This is a genomic window from Cohnella faecalis (genome assembly GCF_003570905.1).
In the GTDB taxonomy this organism is placed as follows: Bacteria; Bacillota; Bacilli; order Paenibacillales; family Paenibacillaceae; genus Cohnella; species Cohnella faecalis.
Map to the genome: position 1 here is coordinate 310,734 of NZ_QXJM01000023.1, position 23,263 is coordinate 333,996.

Sequence of the window (23,263 nt, forward strand, 5' to 3'; positions counted from 1 at the left end):
CGAATGATAGAGAAAAAAACAACTTCATGGCTATCGATTAAATGGGCGGGGCTTCTCTTGGGAAGCCTCCTCTTGTTGCTTATATTCTGCTGCAGCATCGTTTACGGGGCGACGCCGACCGGATGGGACGATGCTATATCGTCAATCGTTCGTTACGACGAATCCGTGAACGAGCAAATCGTCGTACGCACGACCCGCATTCCGCGAGCGCTAATGGCCGCGTCCATCGGAGCAAGCCTTGCCGTGGCGGGGTCGGTCATGCAAGCCGTGACTAGAAATCCGCTCGCTTCTCCGTCCATACTCGGAATTAACGGGGGAGCTTCCTTCGCTGTCGTATTCGCTATTACCGTCCTTCATGTCGGGCAGCAAGGAGCGCTCGTCTGGATTTCGTTCGCGGGAGCGGCCTTCGGTGCGGCATCCGTCTATACGATGGGGGCTATGGGCAGGGGAGGATTATCTCCGCTTAAGATCGTAATGGCCGGAGCCGCGATGTCGGCGCTGTTCATGTCCTTCACGCAAGGGCTGCTCGCGGGCAACGAGAGCGGTCTTCAAGATGTCTTGTTCTGGCTTGCCGGATCCGTGGCCGGACGTCCGATCGAGCTTCTGACCGCCGTCATTCCTTACATGACGGCAGGATGGCTCGGCTCATTGCTGTTAGCCAGACATCTTAACATTCTCGCTTCGGGAGAAGAGACGGCCAAAGGACTCGGGCAGCGAACGACGGCGGTCAAGCTCGCGGCCGGAGCCATTGTCGTATTGCTTGCGGGGAGCGCGGTTGCCGTTGCCGGTCCTATCGGCTTTATCGGAATTGTCATTCCTTGCATTGCCAGGTTTTTCGCCGGAACGGACTACCGGTGGAGCATTCCGTATTGCGCCATTCTCGGCGCTGCGCTGCTGCTGTCGGCGGATCTCGCCGCCCGGTTTATCATCATGCCGGAGGAAGTGCCCGTCGGCGTTATGACGGCGGTAATCGGAACACCTTTCTTCATCTATATCGCGAGAAAGGGAGGCGTGAAAGCATGACTACGACGATTCGCTGGTGTTTGCTATTAGGAGGAATGCTGGCGTTAGCTATAATGGCGAGTCTAACGTTCGGCGATGCATTCGTAAGCCCGATCCGAGCAATGGAGGCGGTGATAGGCAAAGGGACGATCGAAGAGGGGCTGCTCGTCCGGACGCTCCGATTGCCGAGAACGGTCGTCGCGCTGCTGGTCGGAGCTTCGCTTGCGGCAGCGGGGACTTTGCTGCAGGGGGCGTTTCGCAATCCGCTGGCGGCTCCGGATCTGATCGGTGTAACGGGAGGCGCGTCAGTCGCCGCCGTTGCCTTCGTCGTCCTGAGGCCTGCGACGTTAAGCATCGCATGGCTTCCGGCCGTCACTATGGCGGGAGCCGCCGTCGTCTCTGCGCTCGTTCTTGCGCTGGCGCGGAAGGGAGGAACCCTATCTCCGACACGGCTTATTCTTGTCGGTATCGGAGTCGGAGCCTTCATGTCCGCTATGACGACAATGCTGGTCGTATTCAGTCCTATGCATACGGCAACGGAGGCTTATATTTGGCTTACCGGCACCGTATACGGCTCGTCGTGGAAGCATGTGTCGACGCTGCTGCCGTGGACGGTCGTTTTTCTCTCGCTCGCTATTATGAACGGCAGAAGATTGAACGCGCTTATGCTGGGCGACGAGCTGGCTACGGGAATAGGCAACGCCGTGGAGCGGAGCCGCCTGTCGGTAGTCGCATTAAGCGTCGCGCTGGCGGGCTCGGCGGTTTCAATGGGAGGCGTCATCGGCTTCGTCGGGCTGCTGGCCCCGCATGTGGCGCGCAAGCTCGTCGGGCCGCTCTCGTCGCGCGCCATACCGGTGTCCGCTCTCCTTGGCGGAATCATCGTCGTAACGGCGGATCTGGCCGCAAGAACGCTGTTTCTCCCTTTGGATATCCCTGTTGGCGTTTTCACCTCGGGGGTAGGAGCGCCTTTTTTTATTTACTTGTTGTTCCGAACGCGAAATATACGATAAAAAGGGTCTCAAAATGTCATCAACCACTAGATATAGACCGCCCGCTTCCGCAGCGGGCTTTTTAATGTCGTTAATTCAACACAAATTATTTTCGTGATCGGCCCGAATTTTGGGGTGTCATGGCGCCGGAAAAGCGCATCCTGATGCGGGCCGGACGCTGTCAATAGGACGTTTTGACGATTGCAAAAGCGCCTCTTTTGTCGAATGTCCAAGCCATTTTCTGCCTTGACAACCACTATATCTTGACTTAAATTTATTTAAGAGTTCTACATATGGTTGATACAGGCCGCCGATGTCGAAACACGGCGCCTTCGGATTTGCGCGATATAAAGAGAGGAGCGACCGCGAGGATGTTAATCGCTTACGATTCCAAGACGGGCAACGTACGACGCTTCGTGAACAAGCTTAACTTGCCTTCCGTTCAAATCGACGAGAGTATGACTGTTAACGAGCCGTTCGTGCTCGTTACGTATACGACCGGTTTCGGGCAAGCGCCCGATAAGGTGCTCCACTTCCTGGAGCGCAACCACGGCAAGCTCATGGGCGTGTCCGCAAGCGGGAATCGCAATTGGGGCGAAGGCTTCGCGCGGAGCGCGGATCGCATCTCCGAGAAATACGGCGTTCCGGTCATTTGCAAGTTCGAGCTGTCCGGCACGACGAAAGACGTGGAAAGATTCGTGAAGGAGGTAGGAGCAGTTGCGGCATATTGAACTTAATAACTTGCTCATGCAGCGCGATTCGGAAGGTTTCTTCCAATTGGATAAAGACCGCGAAGCGGTCGAAGCGTTCATGGCGGACGTTTATCGCAAGAGCCGTACGTTCGGAAGCACGGCCGAGAAAGTCCGGTACATGATCGACGAGAACTTCTACGAGAACGTATATGAGTTTTATTCCGAGTCCGATGTTGAAGCTATTTACGCCATTACCCACGGATATGACTTCAAGTTCCAGTCCTACATGGCCGCTTCTAAATTTTATACGGATTACGCCGTTAAAACCGATGACAAGAAGCTGTTCCTGGAGCATTACGCCGACCGCGTGGCCATTGTTGCGCTTCATCTGGCCAAAGGGGATGTGACGGCGGCGCGCGCGCTCGCATCGTCGATGATGGAGCAACGGCTTCAACCGGCAACTCCGACGTTCCTGAACGCAGGCAAAAGCCGGCGGGGCGAAATGGTATCCTGTTTCCTCTTGGAAATGGACGACGCGCTCAATTCGATCAACCACGTTCTGGGCACTTGCATGCAATTGTCCAAAATCGGCGGCGGCGTAGCCGTCAACCTGTCCAAGCTTCGCGGACGCGGCGAGCCGATCAAGGGCGTGGAGGGTGCGGCCAAAGGCATTATGCCGGTTCTGAAGCTGATGGAGGACGCGTTCTCCTACGCGGATCAGATGGGGCAGCGCAAAGGGTCCGGCGCAGGCTATTACAATATTTTCGGATGGGACATCATGGAGTTCCTCGACAGCAAAAAGATCAACGCGGACGAAAAAACGCGCATCAAAACGCTGTCCATCGGGCTTATCGTTCCCAACGTGTTCTACCAATTGGCGGAACGCAACGAGCCGCTTAACGTGTTCGCTCCGTATTCCGTATACAAAGCTTACGGCGTTCACATGGACGACATGGACATGGACGACATGTACGACAAGCTGATGGCCGACGATCGAGTCAAAAAGAAAGTCGTCATGAGCGCTCGCGACATGCTTGTGAAGATTGCGACGATTCAGCTCGAGTCCGGCTATCCTTATATTATGAACCGCACGAACGCGAACCGCGAGCACGCTCTGAAGGAGCTTGGCACGATCAAGATGTCGAACCTGTGCACGGAAATTTTCCAACTGCAGGAGACTTCGGACATCGGCGATTACGGTCAACCGGACGTCATTCGCCGCGATATTAGCTGCAACCTGGCTTCGCTTAACATCGCGAACGTCATGGAATTGAAAAAAATTCGCGAATCGGTTCACGAAGGCATCGTCGGCCTCACCTCCGTCAGCGACATGACGACGGTAGCCAACGCTCCGGGTGTCGCGAAAGCGAACTCCGAGCTGCATTCGGTAGGTCTCGGTGCGATGAATCTTCACGGCTTTTTCGCGAAAAACAAGATTGCCTTCGAGAGCGACGAAGCGAAAGATTTCGTGCGTACGTTCTTCATGATGATGAACTTCCATTCGCTTGAGAAGAGCATGGAAATCGCTCGCGACCGCGGCGTCACTTTCCAAGGCTTCGAGCGCTCTGAGTATGCGAAAGGTACTTACTTCGATCGTTATACGACGACAGACTATCGTCCGACGACAGCGCGCGCGAAGGAGCTGTTCGCTGGGATCGACGTTCCGTCTCCGATGGATTGGGCAAGCTTGAAGCTGGACGTTCAAAGCCATGGCTTGTATCACGCTTATCGTTTGGCTATCGCTCCGACGCAAAGCATCTCTTACGTTCAGAACGCAACGAGCAGCGTCATGCCGATCGTCGAACCGATCGAGACGCGTACGTACGCCAATTCGACTACGTATTATCCGATGCCGTTCCTGAGCCGCGACAATTTCTTTTTCTACAAATCGGCTTACCAGATGAACCAATTCAAGGTCATCGATTTGATCGCCGAAATCGTGCCGCATATCGATCAAGGAATTTCGACGGTTTTGCACGTCAACAGTGACGTTACTACGCGAGATTTGGCGCGGTACTACATTTATGCAGCCAAAAAAGGACTCAAATCCCTTTATTATACCCGCACGAACCGACTGTCCGTGGAAGAATGCATTAGCTGCGCGATCTAACGACCGACGCGGCGGCAGCTTTTCCGGCCCCTCGGCAATAGAGAGGAGACTGGCGCAATGGCCGTCATGAAAGCCGTCAACTGGAATCGGCCGGACGACGATTTCACGATTACGTTCTGGAACCAAAATATTATGCAGTTCTGGACGGATGAAGAGATTCCGTTGTCCGACGACAAAATGTCCTGGATGACGTTAAGCGATACCGAGCGCGATCTGTACATGAAAGTGCTCGGCGGATTGACGCTGCTCGATACGGTGCAGGGCGGAATCGGCATGCCGAAAATTCTCGAGCACGTAGACGGCTTGCAGCGCAAGGCGGTGCTCGGCTTCATGGGCATGATGGAGCAAATTCATGCCAAGTCGTACAGCAGCATTTTCACGACACTCGCGACGACCGAGGAAATCGACGGCGTGTTCCGCTGGGTCGAGCAAAACGAGTATTTGCAGACGAAGGCGGATACGATCGCGCAATATTACCGTCGGATCGAGACGAAGAAGGATCTTTACTTGGCAATGGCCGCGTCCGTTCTTCTGGAAAGCTACTTGTTCTACAGCGGATTCTTCTATCCGTTGTACTTGGCCGGACAAGGAAAAATGACGAGCAGCGGCGAGATCATCGACCTCATCCTTCGCGACGAGAGCATACACGGCTTGTACGTGGGCGTGCTGGCTCAAGAGGTGTACGCAGAACTTAGCGACGACGAGCGCCAAGACGCATATGAGACGCTGTGCGGATTGCTTCAGTTCCTGAATCAGAACGAAGAGGGCTATACCGATTCGCTTTATTCCGATGTCGGTCTGGCGGACGAGGTGAAGAAATTCGTTCGTTACAACGCGAACAAAGCTTTCATGAACCTTGGGCTGGATCCTCAGTACCCGGAGGAAGAAGTTAACCCGATCGTCTTCAACGGTATCAGCACGCGTACGAAGCAGCATGACTTCTTCTCGAAGAAGGGGAACGGCTACATTCGGACGTTGAACGTCGAGCCTTTGACGGATAAAGATTTTGTCTTTGATTTCGAATAAATGATTGCGATGCAGAAACCGCGGTGCCGAAGGGCTCGCGGTTTTTGTATGCCTATTTTGTTTTTGTACCATTATCCCCTCGGATCAGAAAAGACAACCTATTTTCAAAGTGGTGCCATTATCCCTTTGTCTCAGAACTTTAGCTTTATGGAGTAATTCTGAGTGGAAGGGATAATGGTACAGAAAAGCGTGCAGCAGCGAGTATTCTGAGTCAGAGGGATGGTGGTACAGAAAAGCGCGAAACAGTGAGTTTCTGAGTAGATGGGATAATGGCACCGTTTGAAGGAAGTGAATAGCTTCGTGGGACGGGATGAGCAAAAAAATCTCGACACAATCCGGGAACCTTAGAGGCTGCTGGGAAGTCTGTTTCGTAAAGGGGGGAGGGCAAAGCGACGAAAGCCGAGCGAAAAAGTAAAAAGGGAGTCCGACGGACAACCGCCGGGGCAAAGCGCTAACGTTAAACGTTAGCGCTTATCTATCGCTTCCGCCATCGTCTTGTCGGTCAGATGGGCGTAAATTTGCGTCGTCTCCGGAGAGGCGTGGCCGAGCTGCTCCTGCGTTTTGTACAGATCGTTGCGCAAGTAGTAGTCGGTCGCGAACGAATGGCGCAGCTTATGAACGGATAGGTACGGCTTGCCGAACCGCTTGGCGTACTTGATAACCATCTCCTGAATCGCCCGTTTCGTCATGCGGGAGCCTTCTTTCTTGCCGTTGGCTATGGCGAGGAAGAGGGCTTTTTCGCGTTTGGGCGCTTTGTAGCGGGTGTCTCGCTGCCCCATATAAAGGAGAAGGTCCTCAATGGCGTCGTTGCGGAAATAGACCGGCGTCTTGAACGCATCGTCGTTTTTACCTTTGCGGTAAACGTACAACAGCTGCTTTTTCATGTCCAGGTCGTCCGTATTCAAATTCACGAGCTCGGATACGCGAAGTCCGGAGTTCAGCACGAGGCTGACGATGCAGCAATCCCGAATGCGGTTGAGCTCATGGGAATACAACGCTTGCTTGTTCGTCGCTACGTCATGACCGTAATCTTGTTTGATATAGGCGATGAACTCGAGAATCTCCTGCTCCTGAAGCAGCTTGCCTTCGAGCTTGGCGGCGGTATCCTTCGGCTTGTGCGTTCGTTTGATCGTCACTTTGGCCATGACATTGCGCTTCAGAAGCGGATAGAAGTCGTCGTCCTCGGCGATTTGGCTCAAGTAATGGAACAGCGAGCGGAGAGACGACAGCTTCCGGGAAATCGTCGTTTTGCCGTTGGCGTATTCGCGCTTCGTCGCTAGAAACATTCGAAAGTTATCTACGCTCTCCATATGAAGCTTCTCCAAATCCTCGAGAGGGATGGCGCTCATTTTTTCGGCTTTCGTCAGCGCTTCGCTCATGAGCCATTTGAAGAAAGTCTCGTAATCCCGCACATATTCGAGCAAGGAGGAAGGAGACAGGTCGGGAAGCTTAAAATTGACGAATTTCTCGACATACCAAGGCATGAGCGGGATATGCCTGTCGAGCTCTTCGCGGTCTTTGATTTTCTGGATATTCAAGTCCTTCACCTCGTTCGCGGCATCTACTCTCACTGTAACGGGGAAGGAAGGCTGTGGCAAGCCGAAAACGGAAGTTCGCGCAAGAGCGCTGGCTTTGGTGGAACGAAGCAGCTCGTACCGCTACGCTTTTGGTTGAATCATCTCTTCCGGCCGGACGATCGAATCGAATTGTTGTTCCGTCAGAAGGCCGCTGCGCAGCGCCGCTTCCTTAAGCGTTATTCCTTCCTTGTGAGCCGTCTTGGCAATAGAAGCGGCGTTCTCATAACCGATGTGGGGATTCAAGGCGGTGACGAGCATGAGCGAGCGTTCGAGATGACCTCTAATGACCGCTGCGTCCGGTTCGATGCCTACGGCGCAATGGTCGTTAAAGGAATGCATGACGTCTGCCAGCAATCGCGCCGACTGAAGGAAGTTATAAGCGATAACCGGCTTGAACACGTTCAGCTCGAAATTTCCTTGACTGGCCGCGAACCCGATAGCCGCATCGTTGCCCATCACCTGACAGACGACCATCGTCATCGCCTCCGATTGGGTCGGATTGACTTTGCCCGGCATAATGGAGCTGCCCGGCTCGTTGGCGGGAATCGTAATTTCACCGAGCCCGCTGCGAGGACCGCTGGCGAGCCAGCGCACGTCGTTCGCAATCTTCATCAAATCGGCGGCGAGCGCTTTGAACGCGCCGTGCACGAACACGATTTCATCGTGGCTGGTGAGCGCGTGAAATTTGTTCTTCGCCGAGACGAAGGCAAGGCCGGTCTGCCGACTAATTTCTTCCGCAGCCAGCTCGCCGAACTTCGGATGGGCGTTAATGCCCGTTCCGACGGCAGTTCCGCCGATTGCAAGCTCCCGCAGCGACTCCGCGGCGAGGCGGATCATCGTTTCCGATTTTTCCAGCATCCTATGCCAGCCGCTTATTTCCTGGCCTAGCGTAATCGGGGTAGCGTCCTGAAGGTGGGTGCGGCCGATCTTAATAATATTTGCGAATTGACGGGCTTTGTCGTCCAGCGTAGCTTTCAATGCGACTATGGCGGGCAGAACTTGCCGCTCGACGGCTGTCAAAGCGGCCATGTGCAAAGCGGTTGGAAACGTATCGTTCGAGCTCTGGGACCGGTTGACGTCATCGTTCGCATGAACGCGTTCGGCACGGCCTTGACGCTCGAGCTTCTGATTGGCGAGCCGAGCGATGACTTCGTTCACGTTCATATTGGATTGCGTTCCGCTGCCCGTCTGCCAGACGACAAGAGGAAAGTGGTCATCCCATTTGCCCTCCAGCACTTCGTCCGCCGAGGCTTCGATAGCTTCGGCCTTCTCGATTTCCAGCTTTCCTAAGCTCCGGTTAACGGTCGCAGCACTGCGCTTCAGAACGGCGAAGGCGCGAATAAGCTCGATAGGCATCTTCTCCGTTCCGATGCGGAAATTTTCCGAGCTGCGCTGCGTCTGGGCTCCCCAAAGCTTTTCGCCGGGCACCCGAATTTCGCCGATCGTATCTTTTTCGATACGGTAGTCCATAGCAATGTCAACCTCCCCGATATCATCTGCGCTTCATCAAATTCAAGTGTATCCCATCATTGGTAAATCCATGACGGCGCAAAGAAAAAGAGAGCCGCTCACCATGAAAGGCAAGAGGCTCATCGTTCATTATTCCGATACGGTCATTATCCTTGATCCGATATGGACACTTTAAGTTCGAGGATTCGCGATAGAAAATCGGCCGGGACGTATACGATTCCTTGAAGCATCGAGGGCGCCGCCGAAAGCTTAACCGGAGCAGACTTGTTCAAGGAGAAGCTGTTTTTGCGAAGAACGATTTGCGTCGATTTGTCGCCTCTTGCGAGCTGGACGGTCGATGCTTTGCCGTTCCAGGTTACTTGATAGCCGAAGGCAGAGGCAACCGCGCGCAGAGGAACCATCCGTACGCCCTTCGTTGTCGCATAATATCCCGTGCTGCCGGCTTTGCCCGCTTTGGACGGCTTCAACGACAAAGCGGAGCGAACCGGTATTTCAATGATTCCCGCCGCATATGGCGCAAGATCGTATTGCTGAAACAAGACGTAAACGATGCCTTTGCTTACGTAGAACGTTTGGTCGGCGGAGATCGACTTGAACGTCTTGACCGAGTCGGCGTAATAGTTGTCCGGATTTGCTCGCAACTCCTCGCGAACGGCCGCATTCGCTTTCTCTTTGGCCCCTGCTCCAAGCAGCTTATCAAGCGTCAACGTTTGGGCGGCTGCGCCGTTGCTGACGTTGTACGTATCGACGAAAGCCGAACCGTGCGCGCCGCCGGTATACGTATAGGTCGTGACGGTAAAAGAGAGCACGCCTTTGCTTGCCGAGCCGCCGTCCGATTTCAATTCATAGCTCACGTCGAGGTAATAGGGACGGAACTCGTAACCGTCTTTTTCGGCTTCCGTCTTGTCGGTTGCCGATTGCTCCTTCAGTTCGGCTAGCGCGTTCATCGCTTGTTCCTCGATCGAAGCGTTAAGCTTGGCCTCGAATTTTTTGTCCAGCAATCCGGATGCGACCGGAATTTGAAGCTTCGCTTCGAATGCTTCGTTCTTCTCCTCGATTTGTTTGGAGGTAAAAGTAACGGCCTTCAAAGAGTCTGCGAGCTTCGCGGAAGCAGCGACGGGCGCGCTCGTTGCGGACTGCGCGGATGCCAAAGGGATTGCGGACAGCAGCAAGCTGCCTGCGATTGCGGTAGATACGAGTCGCAGCCGAATTTTCATGTGTAAACGCTCCTTATGATTCTGTCTATTCAAGCTCGTTGATATGGACGATTCAAAGACGAAAAAGTTGGAAAAAAGTCCGCGTCCGTTCGTTTTTATTTAACCAAACTTAAGAAACTTTTAACACCTTGCATACGTTCCATTTAGTAGAATGTTTTGGAGAATGATGGGAATGAGAGGGGCTGCAGAAGTGGTACGCACCAATAAAAGCACGACGCGAATGCTGACTATTGCCTTGCTTGCGGTATTAACGGCACTGGCGTTCTGCTAGGAAAGCAGTCGGTTCCGGCATTCGCCGCTTCTTCGCAAGACGGCATCGAGCTGCGCGCGGACATCGGCTTTTCGAATGTAGTGAAGGAAGGCAAGTGGACCAGGCTTCGCACGACGGTTACGAACTTGACGGATCGGGATTTGAAGGGCGAGCTGTCGATAACCGTTGTCTTGCCTAACGGCGGGTATAATCAGAGATATGCCGTGCCGGCCGAGCTTCCGAAAGGGTCGCCGATCGAAATCGAGATCACGGTTCCCGGCATGAGCTACAACAAGCAAAACAATCGGATCGCTTTCACCGACTCGTCAGGCAAGGACGTTCCCGTTGCAATCGGGAAAGAATACGTCGAAGCTTCATCTATTGGGATGTCGACGGTCGGAGTGGTGGCGCGAGATCCGGACACGCTCAATTTCTTGCCGATTCTTAATCAAAAGGGCTATAACTTGAAAATGGTTCCGATAGCGGAAAAAGATATTCCGAATACGCTGCAGCTGCTGGAGGGGCTCGACATTCTTTTGTTAAACGATGTGGCAACCGCCGACTGGACCGATCTTCGGAAGAACGCCTTGCGCTCATGGGTTCAGCAAGGCGGCACGTTGATCGTAGCCGGCGGCGCCGGTTACGCCAAGACGGCAGAAGGGCTCGGCGATCTCGTTCCCGTTGCAGCGGAAGGGACGACCAAGCTCGATGCGACGAAGGGCTTGGAGCAATGGGGCGACGGCAAACCGCTCGCTGCGGGATATCCCGTAACCGTCTCGACGGGCAAGCTGCAAGCCGGGAATGCGACCGCGGTATCCGATGGAACTATCGTAGCTGCCGAGAGAGACTATGGAAAAGGGAAGGTAGCTTACGCCGCTTTCGATCCGTCGCTTGAACCATTCGTCTCGTGGACAGGCAGTCCGGTTTTCTGGTCGCACTTTTTAAGCGGCTCGGTAAATCCTTACTCTCAGACAGGCATCCCGGGCTTCGGTTCAAATAACGAAAATTGGGAGATCAGCAATGCGCTGAATCAATTTCCGTCGATCAAGACGCCTTCGTACTCCTTGCTGTTGATCTTTTTTATCGCTTATTTGCTAATCGTAGCGCCGGGGCTGTTCTTATTGCTTCGCAAGCTCGATCGGAGAGAATGGGCTTGGTGGATTATCCCGATTGTGTCGATCGTCAGCAGCGTCGTCATTTTTACAATCGGTTCCTCGGACAAGAACAGCACGCTAACGCACAGCTTGCGGACGATGGAGCTGTCCGGAACCGGCGAAGCGGTCCGCTCCGCTTCCGTAGCCGTTTTCGTTCCTCGCGGCGGCGATGTGACGGCCACCTTCGACGCGGGCGCGATCGCGCTCCCTTATCAGTCCGATGGAAGCGGCAGCACGGGCAACGTCCTGACTAATTCGACCGAACAAGCAATACGTTTGCTTCCGGGCAATACGGAAGTTGAATGGAAGGACGTCCCCTACTGGTCCATCCGGAAAACATGGATGCAATACAGCTCCGCATCAAGCGGGCACGGGCAATTCAACGTTGCATTGAACAAACAAGCGGCGACGTACGAAGTGGATGTGCGCAACGACACGGAAGCGGATCTGACTAGTGTCGCCTTGCTGCTCTCCGGGAACGTATATCCTATCGGAGATTTGAAAAAAGGGGAGAGCGGCAAAGTCGTTGTGCCGATTACCCGCCCTGTGCAGGTTAGCTTCTATTCCGACTACGGAAATCAGCTATTTCAGCAGAACGTCCGCAACGGACAGGATCGCTACGCCAGAGAGCGCGGCTTGTTGAACGGGTACATGAACCAATTAGCGAACAAAGGCTCATTGACGAAGCCGGTTATCGTCGGATACAGCAACGACAAGACCGGTTGGTTCGAAGTCAACGGCAAAAAAGCGAAATCCGATAATTTGACGCTGTGGGTTCAATCGTTCGAGCTTAACGATCCGAACGGCAATGCTTCCGGCGATATTTTGCCGGGACGGTACAGCCGGTCATTACGAATCAGGCGATGCAAGGCTTCGGCTACGAATCGGGCTCGGGGCGGTTGGATTTGTACAACGGCAGCCTGGAGTTCGAATATGCCATCCCTCAAGCCGCAGTCGCAAACGGAGAAAATTCCGGTGCCGGGAAAGTGTCCGTTTACCAGAATGAACCCCTAAAAAGCTCGCAGGCGAAGCTGTTCGTCTGGAACGGCATGAAGCAGCAATGGGAAGAGATCGACGGGAGCTTGACGACAATCGTCTTGCCGGAACCGGCGGCCTCGTACTTGGGCGGCACGAAAGCGCTCCGCTTCAAAATCGAATCGAAAGATCAGATGAACTATTACTTGCCTTCGATTGGCGTGGAAGGAAAGGTGAAGCCATGATGGACGCAAGTCATACTCTGCCGACAGACGAGCAGCACGAAGCGGCATCGGAGACGGAAGCGACGGCTATGACGGCGGCGGGAGCTCCGGCAAGCCGCTACGCAGAGACGCCCATGATCGAAATTCGCGCGTTGTCCAAGCAATTCGGAACGTTCCATGCGCTGAAAGCGATCGATCTCACCATTCGAAAAGGGACCGTGTTCGGCTTCGTCGGACCTAACGGAGCGGGCAAATCGACGACGATGTCGATATTGGCGACGTTGCTTGCGCCCACCTCGGGCATCGCGAAGGTCGACGGAATCGACGTCACGCAAAATCCGGAAGCGGTCCGGAAAAAAATCGGCTACATGCCGGATTTCTTCGGCGTGTACGACCGATTCAAGGCGACGGAGTATTTGCACTTCTACGGAGCCAGCTACGGAATTCCGAAGGCGGAGCGCAACAAGCTCATCCCGCAGCTGCTGCAGCTCGTCAACTTGACCGATAAAAAAGACGCTTATGTCGATACGCTGTCGCGCGGAATGAAGCAGAGGCTTTGTCTCGCCCGCTGCCTTGTCCACGATCCGGACCTGCTCATTCTTGACGAACCGGCATCCGGACTCGATCCGAGAGCGAGAATCGAAATGCGGGAAATATTGAAGGAACTGAAGGAAATGGGCAAGACGATTATCATTTCCTCGCATATTCTTCCGGAGCTGGCGGAGATGGTCGACGAAATCGGCGTCATTGAGCACGGCCGGATGGTCGCGCACGGCAACGTTCAGGAAATTCAGAGCAGGCTGCGAGTCAAGCGGATTTTGCTCATTCGAACGGCGGGCCGCGATGCGGAAGCTGAAGAGTATATGGCGAATCGTCCGCACGTGAACCGGATATTGCGGGACGACAAGGGCATCCATGTTCATTTCGGCGGTCAGGACGAGGAACAATCCGAGCTGCTTCACGATTTGATCGGCCATGGGTTCCGACTCATTTCGTTCAGCGAAGCGCAGACGAACCTCGAGGACGTCTTTCTGGAAATTACGCGAGGAAACGAGGGAGACGAATGAGCGCGCAAAATGTAAAGAAAGAGATCGGATTCGATTGGCGCAAGCTGTTCATTAATCCGGTATTGAACAAGGAAATTACGCTGCGAATGCGGACGCTGCGCTCGATGTGGGCCTTGTTCTTCTATTTGCTCGCAATCGGCATCGGCGCGCTTGGCTTTTTGTACATTACTCAAATGGACGGCGGCCGATCGGGATTCAATCCTGACGCCAGTCGGACGATGTTTATGTTCATCAGCATGGCGCAGCTTGGGCTCATCGCATTCATGGCTCCCGGGCTGACCGCGGGAATCGTCAGCGGCGAACGGGAGCGGCAAACGCTCAATTTGCTGCTGACGACGCAGCAGACGTCCGCCAACATCATTCTGAGCAAGCTCGCCGCGGCGCTCGCTTTCATGGTGCTGATCGTCGTGGCGACGATGCCCGTCTACAGTATTGTATTTCTATACGGTGGTATTTCGCCTTCGCAATTGACGATGGTTTTCTTGTTTTACTTGTTCGTCATGATCGTGTTCGGATCGCTGGGAATTCTGTTCTCGACATTGCTCAAGCGAACGATGATTTCCGTTATCGTAACGTACGGAGTGACTTTGTTCTCCTTCGGAGGGACGGCGTTCATTTATTTGATCCTTAATTCGATTATGGATAATACGTATCGGGGAAGCGCGAATATTCCCGATTACGGCTGGATCGGTTACATTATGGGCTTGAATCCGATCGCGGCGCTGTACAGTGTGTTCGATTCGGAAATATCCCGTTCCGTGTTTCGGGCTGGCTATTCTTCCGCCAACTACCAAAAGGACGCTCCTATCGAGCTGTGGCAAGAATTCCTGATCGTCTACACGATAATAGCGGTAGGCGCCGTGCTGCTGAGCATTCGCAAAATTCGTCCGGCGTTGAAGAAACGGTCGACTTCGGCTGACTGAGCATTAATTAACTTCATTAAATATTAGCAAAGATATATTTTCGGGAGGAATCGGACATGGGCGGATACAGCGAGCTGGAGATCAAGATGCAGCCTGTCAAAAAGAGACTATTCGCTTTGTCCGTCCTACGCGGAACGATTGTCGGAGCGTTAGCCGGAAGCGGACTCGCCGTGTTATTGTTGATAGCTTCGAGGCTCTATCCGATTCCGTACGTCCGATGGATAGCGCTAGGAATAGCGATAATGGGCGTTCTGGCGGGATTTATTAACCAGGCTGGAAAAAGAGTGACGGCGAAGGAAGCCGCCCGAGTCATGGACAGGGCGGTGACGGGTGACGCGGTCGCTACCGCGCTGGGCATGCTGGGCGACGATCGTCCTATCGTTCGTATGCAGCGAGAGGATGCCCTAATCGCCGCCGATCGTTACGTAAGCCGACTGAAGACGCATTTGCCGGGTCCCGGCAAGCGCTGGCTATGGCGTTTCGGCGGAGGAATGGCGGCGCTATGGATCGGCGCTGCCGTTCTGCTGTTCATTCCGAATCCGCAGGATGGCGTCATCGAAGCTCGTTCGGCTGCCCAACGGGAGCTTGGCAAGCTGGAGCAGTCGGTGGAGCAATTGAAATCGGAGCTGACCAAGCGAAATATCGACGATGCTGCAAAAGAGCTGTTAACGGTTCCTCTCGATAAGCTCAAAGAGAAGCTGGCCGGACTATCCGATCCGGCGGAAGCGCTCAAAGAGATCGAGGATGCGAAGCGCGAAATGGAGAAGCTTGCTTCCGATCTCAAGAGACAGGATCAGGCATTGCGGGAATTGGCGCAGCCGATGCAATCGACGCCTTCCCTTCGAGAACTGGGCCAAGCGGTGGAGAGCTCCGATAAGGACGGCATGAAGAAGGCGCTGGACGATCTGAGAAGCTCGCTCAAGACGATGACCGTGGAAGAGCGGAAGGCGTTGGCGGACAAAATGCGTGAATTGGCCGAACGGATTCCGCAGCCGGGCAGCGAAGCGGACGGCGCGAACAAAGCCGAGGCGCTGAAAAAAGCATGGGAGGCCGCGGCCAAACAAGCGGAAAGCGGCAAGGAGGGCGAATCGGCGAAAGAGGCCGATGGGCTGGCTGAGCTGGAGAAGCAGCTTGCGCGCGAAATGTCCGCGAAGGAGCTGGCTTCCTTGGCGGAGCAAATGGCAGGGCAGTTGGAGGGCGGCGCCCAGTCGCTGGCCGGTATGGCTAACGGCGGATCGTTATCGGGCGAGCCTTCCGGTTGGACCGGATCGAGCGGCGCCGGGGGCAAACGGGCGAAGACCCTTGGAGTGACGGAGAAGGTTCCGCTGGCAGCGGAGCTGCAGGCGACGGGCAAGGAAGCTCGCCGGGCTCCTCCGGACAAGGTTCGGGAACGGGAAGCGGCAATGGCTCGGGGTCAGGCGCGGGGAGCGGTTCAGGTCAAGGTGCAGGTCAAGGTTCAGGTCAAGGCTCCGGCTCGGGCAGCGGTGCCGGCGGAGGTGTCGGCGGCTTGACCGGCGGTACCGGAAACGGCGGACGAAATCTCGTGACGACGCCCAGATCGCTACAAGGCTCGGGCAACGTTCAGAAGGACGGCGGCCCGTCGAGCGGCGGTCAAGCGACCGAGGGCGGTCAATCTCCTATGCTGGACGGAGGGTCCCAATCCTATGAGGACGTCTACTCGACGTATGCGTCCGAAGCCAGGCAATCTCTTAATCGCAACCAGCTTCCCCAGTCGATGCAGCAGAAGGTTAGAGACTACTTCGATGAAATTCAACCGAACCGGTAGAGCCGGATAAGCGGAGCGCGGAGGAAAACGATGATCGAAACGAAAGCTCAGTTAGAAGATGCGATCGCGCAATTCGAGACGTTGCGCCAAGAAGTCGGCCGCGTGATCGTAGGCCAGGGCGAAGTGGTCGAGCAATTGCTATGGTGCGTCGTTGCCGGCGGACATGCTCTGCTTGAAGGCATTCCCGGGCTAGGCAAAACGATGCTCGTCCGCACAGTAGCCGACGCACTGGATTTACGTTTTTCTCGTATCCAATTTACGCCCGATTTGATGCCTGCGGACATTACAGGGACGCAGCTCGTCGAATTCGGGCCGCAGGGTCAAACCTCTTATCGGTTCCAGCCCGGTCCGATATTCGGCAATCTCATTCTGGCCGACGAAATTAACCGCGCAACGCCGAAGACGCAGAGCGCGCTTCTCGAAGCGATGCAGGAACGTACGGTGACGGCCGGAGGACAAACGCATCTTCTTCCGGCTCCGTTCTTTGTATTGGCGACCCAAAACCCTGTCGAGCAGGAAGGAACGTATCCTCTCCCCGAAGCGCAGCTGGACCGTTTTTTGCTGAAAATCAACGTTACCTATCCGACACCCGAAGAGCTTAAGGAAATCGTACGACGAACGACTTCGCCGTCGCTCTCCCAGGCTCAGACGATCGCAGACGCCAATCTGCTTCTGAAGCTGCAAGGTTATGCCAAGGAAGTTCTCGTTTCGGACGAAGTGCTCGATCTAGCCGTTCGCGTGTTGATGGCGACTCATCCGACGGAGGCGGGAGCTCCCGAGGCGATTGTCCGTTATGTGCGATACGGCTCCGGTCCGCGAGGCATTCAATCTATCATTTCCATAGCAAAAGTGAAAGCTTTGCTGGAGGGGCGACTTCACGTGTCTTGGTCGGACGTGCGTTCGGTCGCAATTCCCGCGTTAAGGCACCGTCTCGTTCTTGGCTACGAAGGCCAAGCAGCCGGCGTAAGCCCGGACGAGCTGGCCTTGGCCGCGATCGATGCGGTCGAAGCGACGCGATGAGTAAGCCGCCATTTCTGGAAGCGGAGCTGATGCGCAAGCTTGAGCGTCTGACGATTGCCTCCAAAGGGCGGGTACGGGGACGCTGCAAGGAAAAAGAAGATCCCGCCTGCTTGGAAGCTCCCTGGAGTTCGCGGACTTCCGGCCGTATGCGCCGGGTGACGATATTCGCCGAATCGATTGGAACGTCTATGGCAGGACGGGGAAGGCGTTCATACGGCAATATTGGGACGAACAGGAATTGACCGTCCGCCTCTACGTCGACGAAAGCCGTTCGATGCGGTTCGGCGAGATCGGCGGCCCGAACAAGCTAGCCTGCGCGTTGCGGTTGGCTGCGTGCGTCGGCTACTCCGCTTTGTCGGGGGAGGATCTTGTATCCGCACATTCATTTGCCGACCGTATGACGGCAACGCTGCCGCCGATAAGAGGGAAGGGCTCCGCCGGTCGTTTGTTCGAATATTTCGAACGCCGATTGGAGGACAACTCTGAAGATCGGATCGGCAGCGACGATTTGAGCGATGCCTTCCTGCAACCGGGCGCGCTTCCTCGCAAGCCGGGCCAATCGTGGCTGTTCACGGACGGGCTGTACGGTTCGGGTCTTGAACAAACCTTGAACGCCTTCGCATCCGCCAGACAGCATCTCGTCTTTGTGCAGCTGCTCAGTCCCGATGAGCTTGCCCCCTCGCTCTCCGGCGAACTCAAGCTTATCGACTCGGAATCCGGGGCTGCCAAGGAAGTGGCTATCGGCCGCGGAGTCATGGCTGCATATTATGCCGTTCTTCGGGAGCATACCGAGTCGATCCGGCAATTGTGCGCAGAGAGAGGTTTTGCTTATTTGTTAGTCGATACGTCGGTGCCTGTAGCGGATACCGCTGTAAGAGCGCTGCTTTCTGAAGGATTATTAATGTAGTTAATTAACTTGAAATCGTTGCATGACGCAGCAACGGCATGAAGGAGGCGGAGCCGTGTTTTTTCAATCGTTGGCATCCCTGTGGTTCGCGCTGTCTTTGCCGCTAATCGCGCTCATGTACATTTTGAAAAAAAAGTATACCGATACGCAAATTGCGAGCAGTCTGCTGTGGAGACGCACATTGCGCGAGCAGGAAGCGAATCGTCCGTGGCAAAGGCTTCGAAGGCAGCTTCTGCTCGCCATGCAGCTGCTAGTAGCGGCGCTTCTCGTCTTGGCGTTGACGGGGCCGTACTTGCGAGGCGCGGCAGCGAACGGCAGCCGCCACATTGCCGTCGTACTGGACAATTCGGCCAGCATGACAGCTTTAACGGCCGAAGGAGGCGGCACCGTATTCGAGCAAGCGAAGCATACGCTTCGCGATTGGCTGTCCGAGCAAGCTTCCTCGATGTCCGTAACTTTGCTTACGACCGGAGCGGATCCTGAGGTCGTCGTGTCCGGTCAATCGAACGGCAAAGAATTGCTGGAAGCGATCGACCGCATCCCGCTTAATTTCGGAAACGCGGATGTCGGCGCATCTCTTTCGCTCGCTGATGCGATTCTAAGGAACCAAACCGACGGAGAAATCAGGCTATATACAGACGGAAGGCTGCGGTCAGCATCTTTGCCGGCAACAGCCAGTCCCTTGAAGGTCGTTCAACTCGATGGAGTCGCAAATAATACGGCAATTGCCGGTTTTGGAGTGCGACAGTTGACGAATGAGGACGGACAATCCGCCGTCGTTACGCTTATTAACCGGGGAGCGTCCGCTCAGTCGGGCTCGCTCAAGGTTGAAGCTGCTGCTGAGGCCGATGTCGATGCCGACAATCCGTATAAGCTCGATTATACGCTCCAACCCGGCGAGCAGCGCTCATACACGGTTGACAAGCTGACTTCGGCTGAGTATTATCGGGCTTCGATCGCAGCATCGGACGGTTACGCAGCCGATAACGTTGCCTTTGCTTTTCCTTCATCGGGAGGTGAAGAACGACGCGCGCTTCTTGTCGGCCATGGCAATCTGTTTCTGGACAAAGCGCTCCAGCTTGCGGGAGTGAAGACGGTTTGGGCCGATCCGGAACGAGTCGAGCCCGATGAAGAACTCGCTAAAGCGATCGATTGGGTCATACTTGACGGAGGCGACGAGAATAAAATTCGAAGCTTGAAAGGTTGGGAACGATTGCTATCCTCCAAGCCGATTTGGCGCATTTGGTCGGCCGAATCTCCGCCTGCCAACGGCAAGGCTGCAACGCCCGACAGCAGCGGTCCGGTAGTACGGGATCATCCGGTAACGCGCTATTTGACGTTCGGGGAAACCCATATTTCCCGCTTGGTGAAAGCCGATTCCTTCGGCCTCGGCGACTCTGTCGTCACCTATGGGGGCGTACCCGCTATATATGCCGGCAAAAGCGACGGAAAGCCGGGAATCGTTTTCGCGTTCGACCTGCATGACTCCGACTTGCCGCTGCGTTCCGAGTTTCCGATTCTGATCGGACAAGCGGCTGATTGGATGAGCGGCGGCATGACGGCAAGCCTCGGACAATCCGTCGCTAACGAGCGAATCGACTTGCAGCATCATTTGTCGGCCAATTCGGCGGAATGGGTTCCGGTTAGAATTGAAGACTCGTACGAGAACGAGAATACCAATCCGAAGCAGGCCGTTCGCCTGGAGAGCGGCAGCTTGTCGAGCGAGCAGCCCGCACCCGCCGTGCCCGGCTTGTACAAGTACGCCGAATATGACGAGAGCAAGCAATTGGTGGCAAGCCGGTTGTTGTCGGTCGTATCCGCCCCCGAAGAAGGAGAGCTTCGATTGAATAGCGATCCAGCGAACGCCCTTCCTATCGGTCCTTCTACGACTGGCACACACGACATCGATCAAAAGTCTGCCGACTATCGCAAGTCCATCATTCCTTGGATTGCGGCGCTTCTGTTGCTGCTGATGGCGGCCGAATGGGGGGTGTACCGGCGTGGGACTGCAATTTGATCATCCTTGGGCGTTAACTCTGCTTCTCCCTTGTACGTGTTTCATTCTATGGATGCTGGCCAAAACGCCGAGATTGACGGGCGGCCGAAAAATTGCTTCAATAGCTGTTCGCTCGGTTATTTTGCTATTGCTGGTAGCGTTAGTTTCCGGATTGACGCCCTATGTCCGTATGGAACAAAGGGATGTCGTTTTTGCAGCGGATCGTTCCGCAAGCTTGAACTCCGATGACAGAATGGCCGATTGGATCGGCGATGCAATCGCTTCCAAGGAGAACGATGACCGTGCAGCTGTCGTTTCATTCGGATTGAATGCCTCCGTTGATAGAGCATTGTCCAAGGAAGGCGAACAATCCTTTTCCCTGCGCACTAACGTCAACAAGTCGTTCAGCAACGCCGCCGGAGCTATTCAGCTTGGAGCCGGTCTCCTCGAACGAGGCGGTCGGATCGTGCTGCTCTCGGACGGCGAAGAAAACGTCGGCGACCTGCTTCGGCAAGGAAAACGGCTGAAGGAGCTCGGTATCGCCGTTGACGTCGTCAGCGTTCCGAAAAAGCAGTTAAACGACGCTTCAATCGATTCTCTGGAAGTGCCGGCCTCTTTGAAGTCCGGAGAGAAGTTTTCCTTCGAAATAAAAGTAACGAGCTCTTTTGCCGGTCAAGCGGAGCTTCGCCTATACGAGGACGAGACCGAGAAAGTGCGCGAAACCGTCGCCTTGGAGCGAGGAGAAAATCGTTTTGCATTAGAGAGCGTTGCAATCGATACCGGATTGCATCGATACCGTGCGGAAATTTACGCTGCCGACGACCAAAGAGCGGAGAACAATACCGCCTTTGCTTTCAGCAGAGTGGACGGACCTCCGCGTGTTCTCGTTATCGAAGGCGAACCTGAAAGCTCGGGCAATATTACGGCTTCGCTTCAAGCCTCCTTGATTCCATTCGATGTCATTGCTCCCGAACAGCTTCCGGTAGAATTGGCCGATTACGCGAAGTACGACAGTCTCGTTCTGAACAACGTTCCCGCTACGCGCATCGCGGAAGCACCTATGCGCAATTTGGGCGCGGCGGTCAGCGATTACGGAATTGGACTTGTTATGGTCGGAGGCAAGGAAAGCTACGGACTCGGAGGATATTTTAAGACTCCCGTTGAAAAAGCTTTGCCCGTCTATATGGATTTGAAGGGCAAGCGCCAGATGCCTTCGCTTGGACTCATTCTGGTCATCGACAAATCGGGCAGCATGGCGGACGGAAAGCTTGAGCTGGCCAAGGAAGCTGCGCTGCGAACGGTCGAGCTGATGCGCGATCAAGATACGGTCGGCGTCGTCGCGTTCGACGGTTCGCCTTGGTGGGTTATGGAGCCGACGAAGCTGACCGAAAGGGAGAGCGTCGTTAGCGCTATCCAAGGGATACAGCCCAACGGCGGAACGGAAATATACGAAGCCGTTAATGCCGCTCTTGCCCGAATGCTCGACGTCGACGCGCAAAGAAAGCACATCATCCTTCTCACGGACGGGCAATCGTCCAGCAATCCGGGGTATTCGAATTTAACGAGTACGATGGTCGATAACGACATTACGATGTCTACGGTAGCAGTCGGCGACGGAGCGGATACGGTCTTGCTCGAGCGATTGGCCAACGATGCCAAAGGAAGATTTTATTTTTCGAACGATCAAAGCACGCTGCCGGCGATTTTCAGCCGGGAAACGACTCTTATGTCGAGAACGTACATCGTGGAAAACCGATTCATTCCTGCAATCGGCCAAGCTGGGAATTGGGCTTCTTCTTTCTCCGAAGGAATTCCGGCTGTTGACGCCTATGTCGCAACGACGGCCAAAGAAACCGCCGAAACGGTTCTCTTGACTCCGATGGGAGATCCGTTGCTGGCCAGATGGCAATACGGGTCGGGCAGAACGGTTGCCTGGACGAGCGATTTGACCGGCAAGTGGGCAAAAGACTGGATCGGTTGGAGCAAGCTTCCGGACTTGTTCACACAGTGGCTCAAATGGACGTTCCCTCAATTTTCGGGCAGTCCCTATGACGTTCAGGCGGATTGGACTGGCGGCGAAGCAAAGCTGCGAATACGCGAAACGTCTTCCGGAAGCGGAGGTACGGCGAACTTAAGCGCGATCGTAACGGATGAACAGGGAAACCGGGCCGACATCACCCCGATACCGGTAGCTCCGGGTGAATATACCGGCTCCGTTCCGATTGCAGGACCCGGCGTGTATTTGACGCAAATCGGCTCGGGAAACGGCCAAAATGGCTCTGTCGCCGGATTCGTCGTTCCTTATTCGCCGGAATACCGTCTTACGGATGGCGGTGGAGCGGACAAGCTCGCCAAGCTCGCCGATCTTACCGGCGGAAGAGTGATCGATCCGTCACGTCCGGAAGATGCTTTTCAAGGAGCGCTTACGGTTCGACGAAATCTGCACGATGTGACTCGAAGCCTCCTTGTAGCGGCCATTCTGTTATGGATAGTCGACATTGCGATTAGAAGAATATCCGTTCCTTGGAGAAGATTTACCACGCGAATAATTAATATCATTAATTATAGAGAGAAGACAAAAACGAAAGCGGCCGAACCGATTGCGGCAATCTCTCGATTACAGCAGCGTAAGCAGCGTACGGGCGAGTTTTATGCAGGCAACGATCCGATTAGATCGGAAAAAGCGCATATTGCCGAAAAGCCGGTAGTAACGAAGGCGCAAACTCCGACTTCCGTTGATCCGTCGAACAGCCCGATTTCGCAGCCGATGCCGTCCTCCAATTCGATCAACCGACTGCTTGAAGCAAAGAAACGTTCGAATAGAAGAGAGTAGAATAGCCGCAAAAGCGAATCTTTCGGTATACTAGGAGAGAATCAC

General features: G+C 54.8%; 19 protein-coding genes. 16 read left to right on the plus strand and 3 right to left on the minus strand.

All coding sequences use genetic code 11. The features are described 5' to 3' along the window. The first annotated feature begins 3 nt into the window (after positions 1-3). The 5 genes from D3H35_RS05095 to nrdF all read left to right on the plus strand — a co-directional run bounded on the left by D3H35_RS05095 (position 4) and on the right by nrdF (position 5,819). Positions 4-1,023 (plus strand): FecCD family ABC transporter permease, encoded by a 1,020-nt coding sequence (locus D3H35_RS05095; RefSeq protein WP_119148043.1) that lies wholly within the window; start codon positions 4-6, stop codon positions 1,021-1,023. Then, on the plus strand, positions 1,020-2,012 hold the full coding sequence (locus D3H35_RS05100) for a FecCD family ABC transporter permease (protein WP_119148044.1): 993 nt from the start codon (positions 1,020-1,022) through the stop codon (positions 2,010-2,012). The genes D3H35_RS05095 and D3H35_RS05100 overlap by 4 nt, the downstream gene beginning before the upstream one ends. 350 nt (positions 2,013-2,362) lie before the next feature. Then, positions 2,363-2,722, plus strand: a complete 360-nt coding sequence (gene nrdI, locus D3H35_RS05105) for a class Ib ribonucleoside-diphosphate reductase assembly flavoprotein NrdI (protein WP_119148045.1) — start codon at positions 2,363-2,365, stop codon at positions 2,720-2,722. After that, positions 2,709-4,793: a class 1b ribonucleoside-diphosphate reductase subunit alpha gene (gene nrdE, locus D3H35_RS05110; RefSeq protein ID WP_119148046.1), complete on the plus strand. Its 2,085-nt coding sequence runs from the start codon at positions 2,709-2,711 to the stop codon at positions 4,791-4,793. Before nrdI ends, nrdE begins: the two co-directional genes overlap by 14 nt. Positions 4,794-4,850: 57 nt before the next feature. Continuing rightward, positions 4,851-5,819: a class 1b ribonucleoside-diphosphate reductase subunit beta gene (nrdF, locus tag D3H35_RS05115; RefSeq protein ID WP_119148047.1), complete on the plus strand. Its 969-nt coding sequence runs from the start codon at positions 4,851-4,853 to the stop codon at positions 5,817-5,819. Between the two features lie 464 nt (positions 5,820-6,283). Here nrdF and xerS read toward each other — a convergent pair whose 3' ends face one another. From xerS to D3H35_RS05130, 3 genes are all read right to left on the minus strand, one after another. Next, on the minus strand, positions 6,284-7,357 hold the full coding sequence (gene xerS, locus D3H35_RS05120; RefSeq protein WP_119148048.1) for a tyrosine recombinase XerS: 1,074 nt from the start codon (positions 7,355-7,357) through the stop codon (positions 6,284-6,286). A gap of 120 nt (positions 7,358-7,477) precedes the next feature. After that, positions 7,478-8,866: a class II fumarate hydratase gene (fumC, locus tag D3H35_RS05125; protein WP_119148049.1), complete on the minus strand. Its 1,389-nt coding sequence runs from the start codon at positions 8,864-8,866 to the stop codon at positions 7,478-7,480. A 146-nt stretch (positions 8,867-9,012) separates the two neighbouring features. Then, the gene (locus tag D3H35_RS05130) at positions 9,013-10,083 is read right to left on the minus strand and encodes a PdaC/SigV domain-containing protein (RefSeq protein WP_119148050.1); all 1,071 of its coding nucleotides are present in this window, start codon (positions 10,081-10,083) and stop codon (positions 9,013-9,015) included. A gap of 351 nt (positions 10,084-10,434) precedes the next feature. Here D3H35_RS05130 and D3H35_RS05135 point away from each other — a divergent pair, with 351 nt between their 5' ends. The 11 genes from D3H35_RS05135 to D3H35_RS05175 all read left to right on the plus strand — a co-directional run bounded on the left by D3H35_RS05135 (position 10,435) and on the right by D3H35_RS05175 (position 23,218). Continuing rightward, a complete protein-coding gene (locus tag D3H35_RS05135) occupies positions 10,435-12,501 on the plus strand; it encodes a DUF7408 domain-containing protein (protein WP_119148051.1) in 2,067 nt (688 codons plus the stop codon). Next, entirely contained in the window at positions 12,474-12,707 is a 234-nt protein-coding gene (locus D3H35_RS30250) for a hypothetical protein (RefSeq protein WP_147355744.1), read from the plus strand. The genes D3H35_RS05135 and D3H35_RS30250 overlap by 28 nt, the downstream gene beginning before the upstream one ends. Before the next feature lie 113 nt (positions 12,708-12,820). Continuing rightward, positions 12,821-13,753: an ABC transporter ATP-binding protein gene (locus D3H35_RS05140; RefSeq protein ID WP_119148107.1), complete on the plus strand. Its 933-nt coding sequence runs from the start codon at positions 12,821-12,823 to the stop codon at positions 13,751-13,753. Further along, positions 13,750-14,676, plus strand: a complete 927-nt coding sequence (locus tag D3H35_RS05145) for an ABC transporter permease (RefSeq protein ID WP_119148052.1) — start codon at positions 13,750-13,752, stop codon at positions 14,674-14,676. The genes D3H35_RS05140 and D3H35_RS05145 overlap by 4 nt, the downstream gene beginning before the upstream one ends. A gap of 56 nt (positions 14,677-14,732) precedes the next feature. Then, a complete protein-coding gene (locus tag D3H35_RS33400) occupies positions 14,733-16,187 on the plus strand; it encodes a hypothetical protein (RefSeq protein ID WP_158593952.1) in 1,455 nt (484 codons plus the stop codon). Further along, a complete protein-coding gene (locus D3H35_RS05155; RefSeq protein ID WP_119148053.1) occupies positions 16,184-16,462 on the plus strand; it encodes a hypothetical protein in 279 nt (92 codons plus the stop codon). Before D3H35_RS33400 ends, D3H35_RS05155 begins: the two co-directional genes overlap by 4 nt. 30 nt (positions 16,463-16,492) lie before the next feature. Next, positions 16,493-17,482, plus strand: a complete 990-nt coding sequence (locus D3H35_RS05160; RefSeq protein WP_119148054.1) for an AAA family ATPase — start codon at positions 16,493-16,495, stop codon at positions 17,480-17,482. Beyond that, on the plus strand, positions 17,479-17,724 hold the full coding sequence (locus D3H35_RS32075) for a hypothetical protein (protein ID WP_233567770.1): 246 nt from the start codon (positions 17,479-17,481) through the stop codon (positions 17,722-17,724). The genes D3H35_RS05160 and D3H35_RS32075 overlap by 4 nt, the downstream gene beginning before the upstream one ends. Next, positions 17,655-18,389: a DUF58 domain-containing protein gene (locus tag D3H35_RS05165; RefSeq protein ID WP_233567774.1), complete on the plus strand. Its 735-nt coding sequence runs from the start codon at positions 17,655-17,657 to the stop codon at positions 18,387-18,389. The genes D3H35_RS32075 and D3H35_RS05165 overlap by 70 nt, the downstream gene beginning before the upstream one ends. A gap of 55 nt (positions 18,390-18,444) precedes the next feature. After that, on the plus strand, positions 18,445-20,406 hold the full coding sequence (locus tag D3H35_RS05170) for a vWA domain-containing protein (protein ID WP_158593953.1): 1,962 nt from the start codon (positions 18,445-18,447) through the stop codon (positions 20,404-20,406). After that, on the plus strand, positions 20,390-23,218 hold the full coding sequence (locus D3H35_RS05175; RefSeq protein ID WP_119148056.1) for a VWA domain-containing protein: 2,829 nt from the start codon (positions 20,390-20,392) through the stop codon (positions 23,216-23,218). Before D3H35_RS05170 ends, D3H35_RS05175 begins: the two co-directional genes overlap by 17 nt. Positions 23,219-23,263 lie beyond the last annotated feature (45 nt).

Bases quoted from the DNA above. Each gene is read 5' to 3' on its own strand.
- D3H35_RS05095 (WP_119148043.1), top strand. From the start codon at position 4: ATGATAGAGAAAAAAACAACTTCATGGCTATCGATTAAATGGGCGGGG.
- D3H35_RS05100 (WP_119148044.1), top strand. From the start codon at position 1,020: ATGACTACGACGATTCGCTGGTGTTTGCTATTAGGAGGAATGCTGGCG.
- nrdI (WP_119148045.1), top strand. From the start codon at position 2,363: ATGTTAATCGCTTACGATTCCAAGACGGGCAACGTACGACGCTTCGTG.
- nrdF (WP_119148047.1), top strand. From the start codon at position 4,851: ATGGCCGTCATGAAAGCCGTCAACTGGAATCGGCCGGACGACGATTTC.
- fumC (WP_119148049.1), bottom strand. From the start codon at position 8,866: ATGGACTACCGTATCGAAAAAGATACGATCGGCGAAATTCGGGTGCCC.
- D3H35_RS05130 (WP_119148050.1), bottom strand. From the start codon at position 10,083: ATGAAAATTCGGCTGCGACTCGTATCTACCGCAATCGCAGGCAGCTTG.
- D3H35_RS05140 (WP_119148107.1), top strand. From the start codon at position 12,821: ATGATCGAAATTCGCGCGTTGTCCAAGCAATTCGGAACGTTCCATGCG.
- D3H35_RS05145 (WP_119148052.1), top strand. From the start codon at position 13,750: ATGAGCGCGCAAAATGTAAAGAAAGAGATCGGATTCGATTGGCGCAAG.
- D3H35_RS33400 (WP_158593952.1), top strand. From the start codon at position 14,733: ATGGGCGGATACAGCGAGCTGGAGATCAAGATGCAGCCTGTCAAAAAG.
- D3H35_RS05160 (WP_119148054.1), top strand. From the start codon at position 16,493: ATGATCGAAACGAAAGCTCAGTTAGAAGATGCGATCGCGCAATTCGAG.
- D3H35_RS32075 (WP_233567770.1), top strand. From the start codon at position 17,479: ATGAGTAAGCCGCCATTTCTGGAAGCGGAGCTGATGCGCAAGCTTGAG.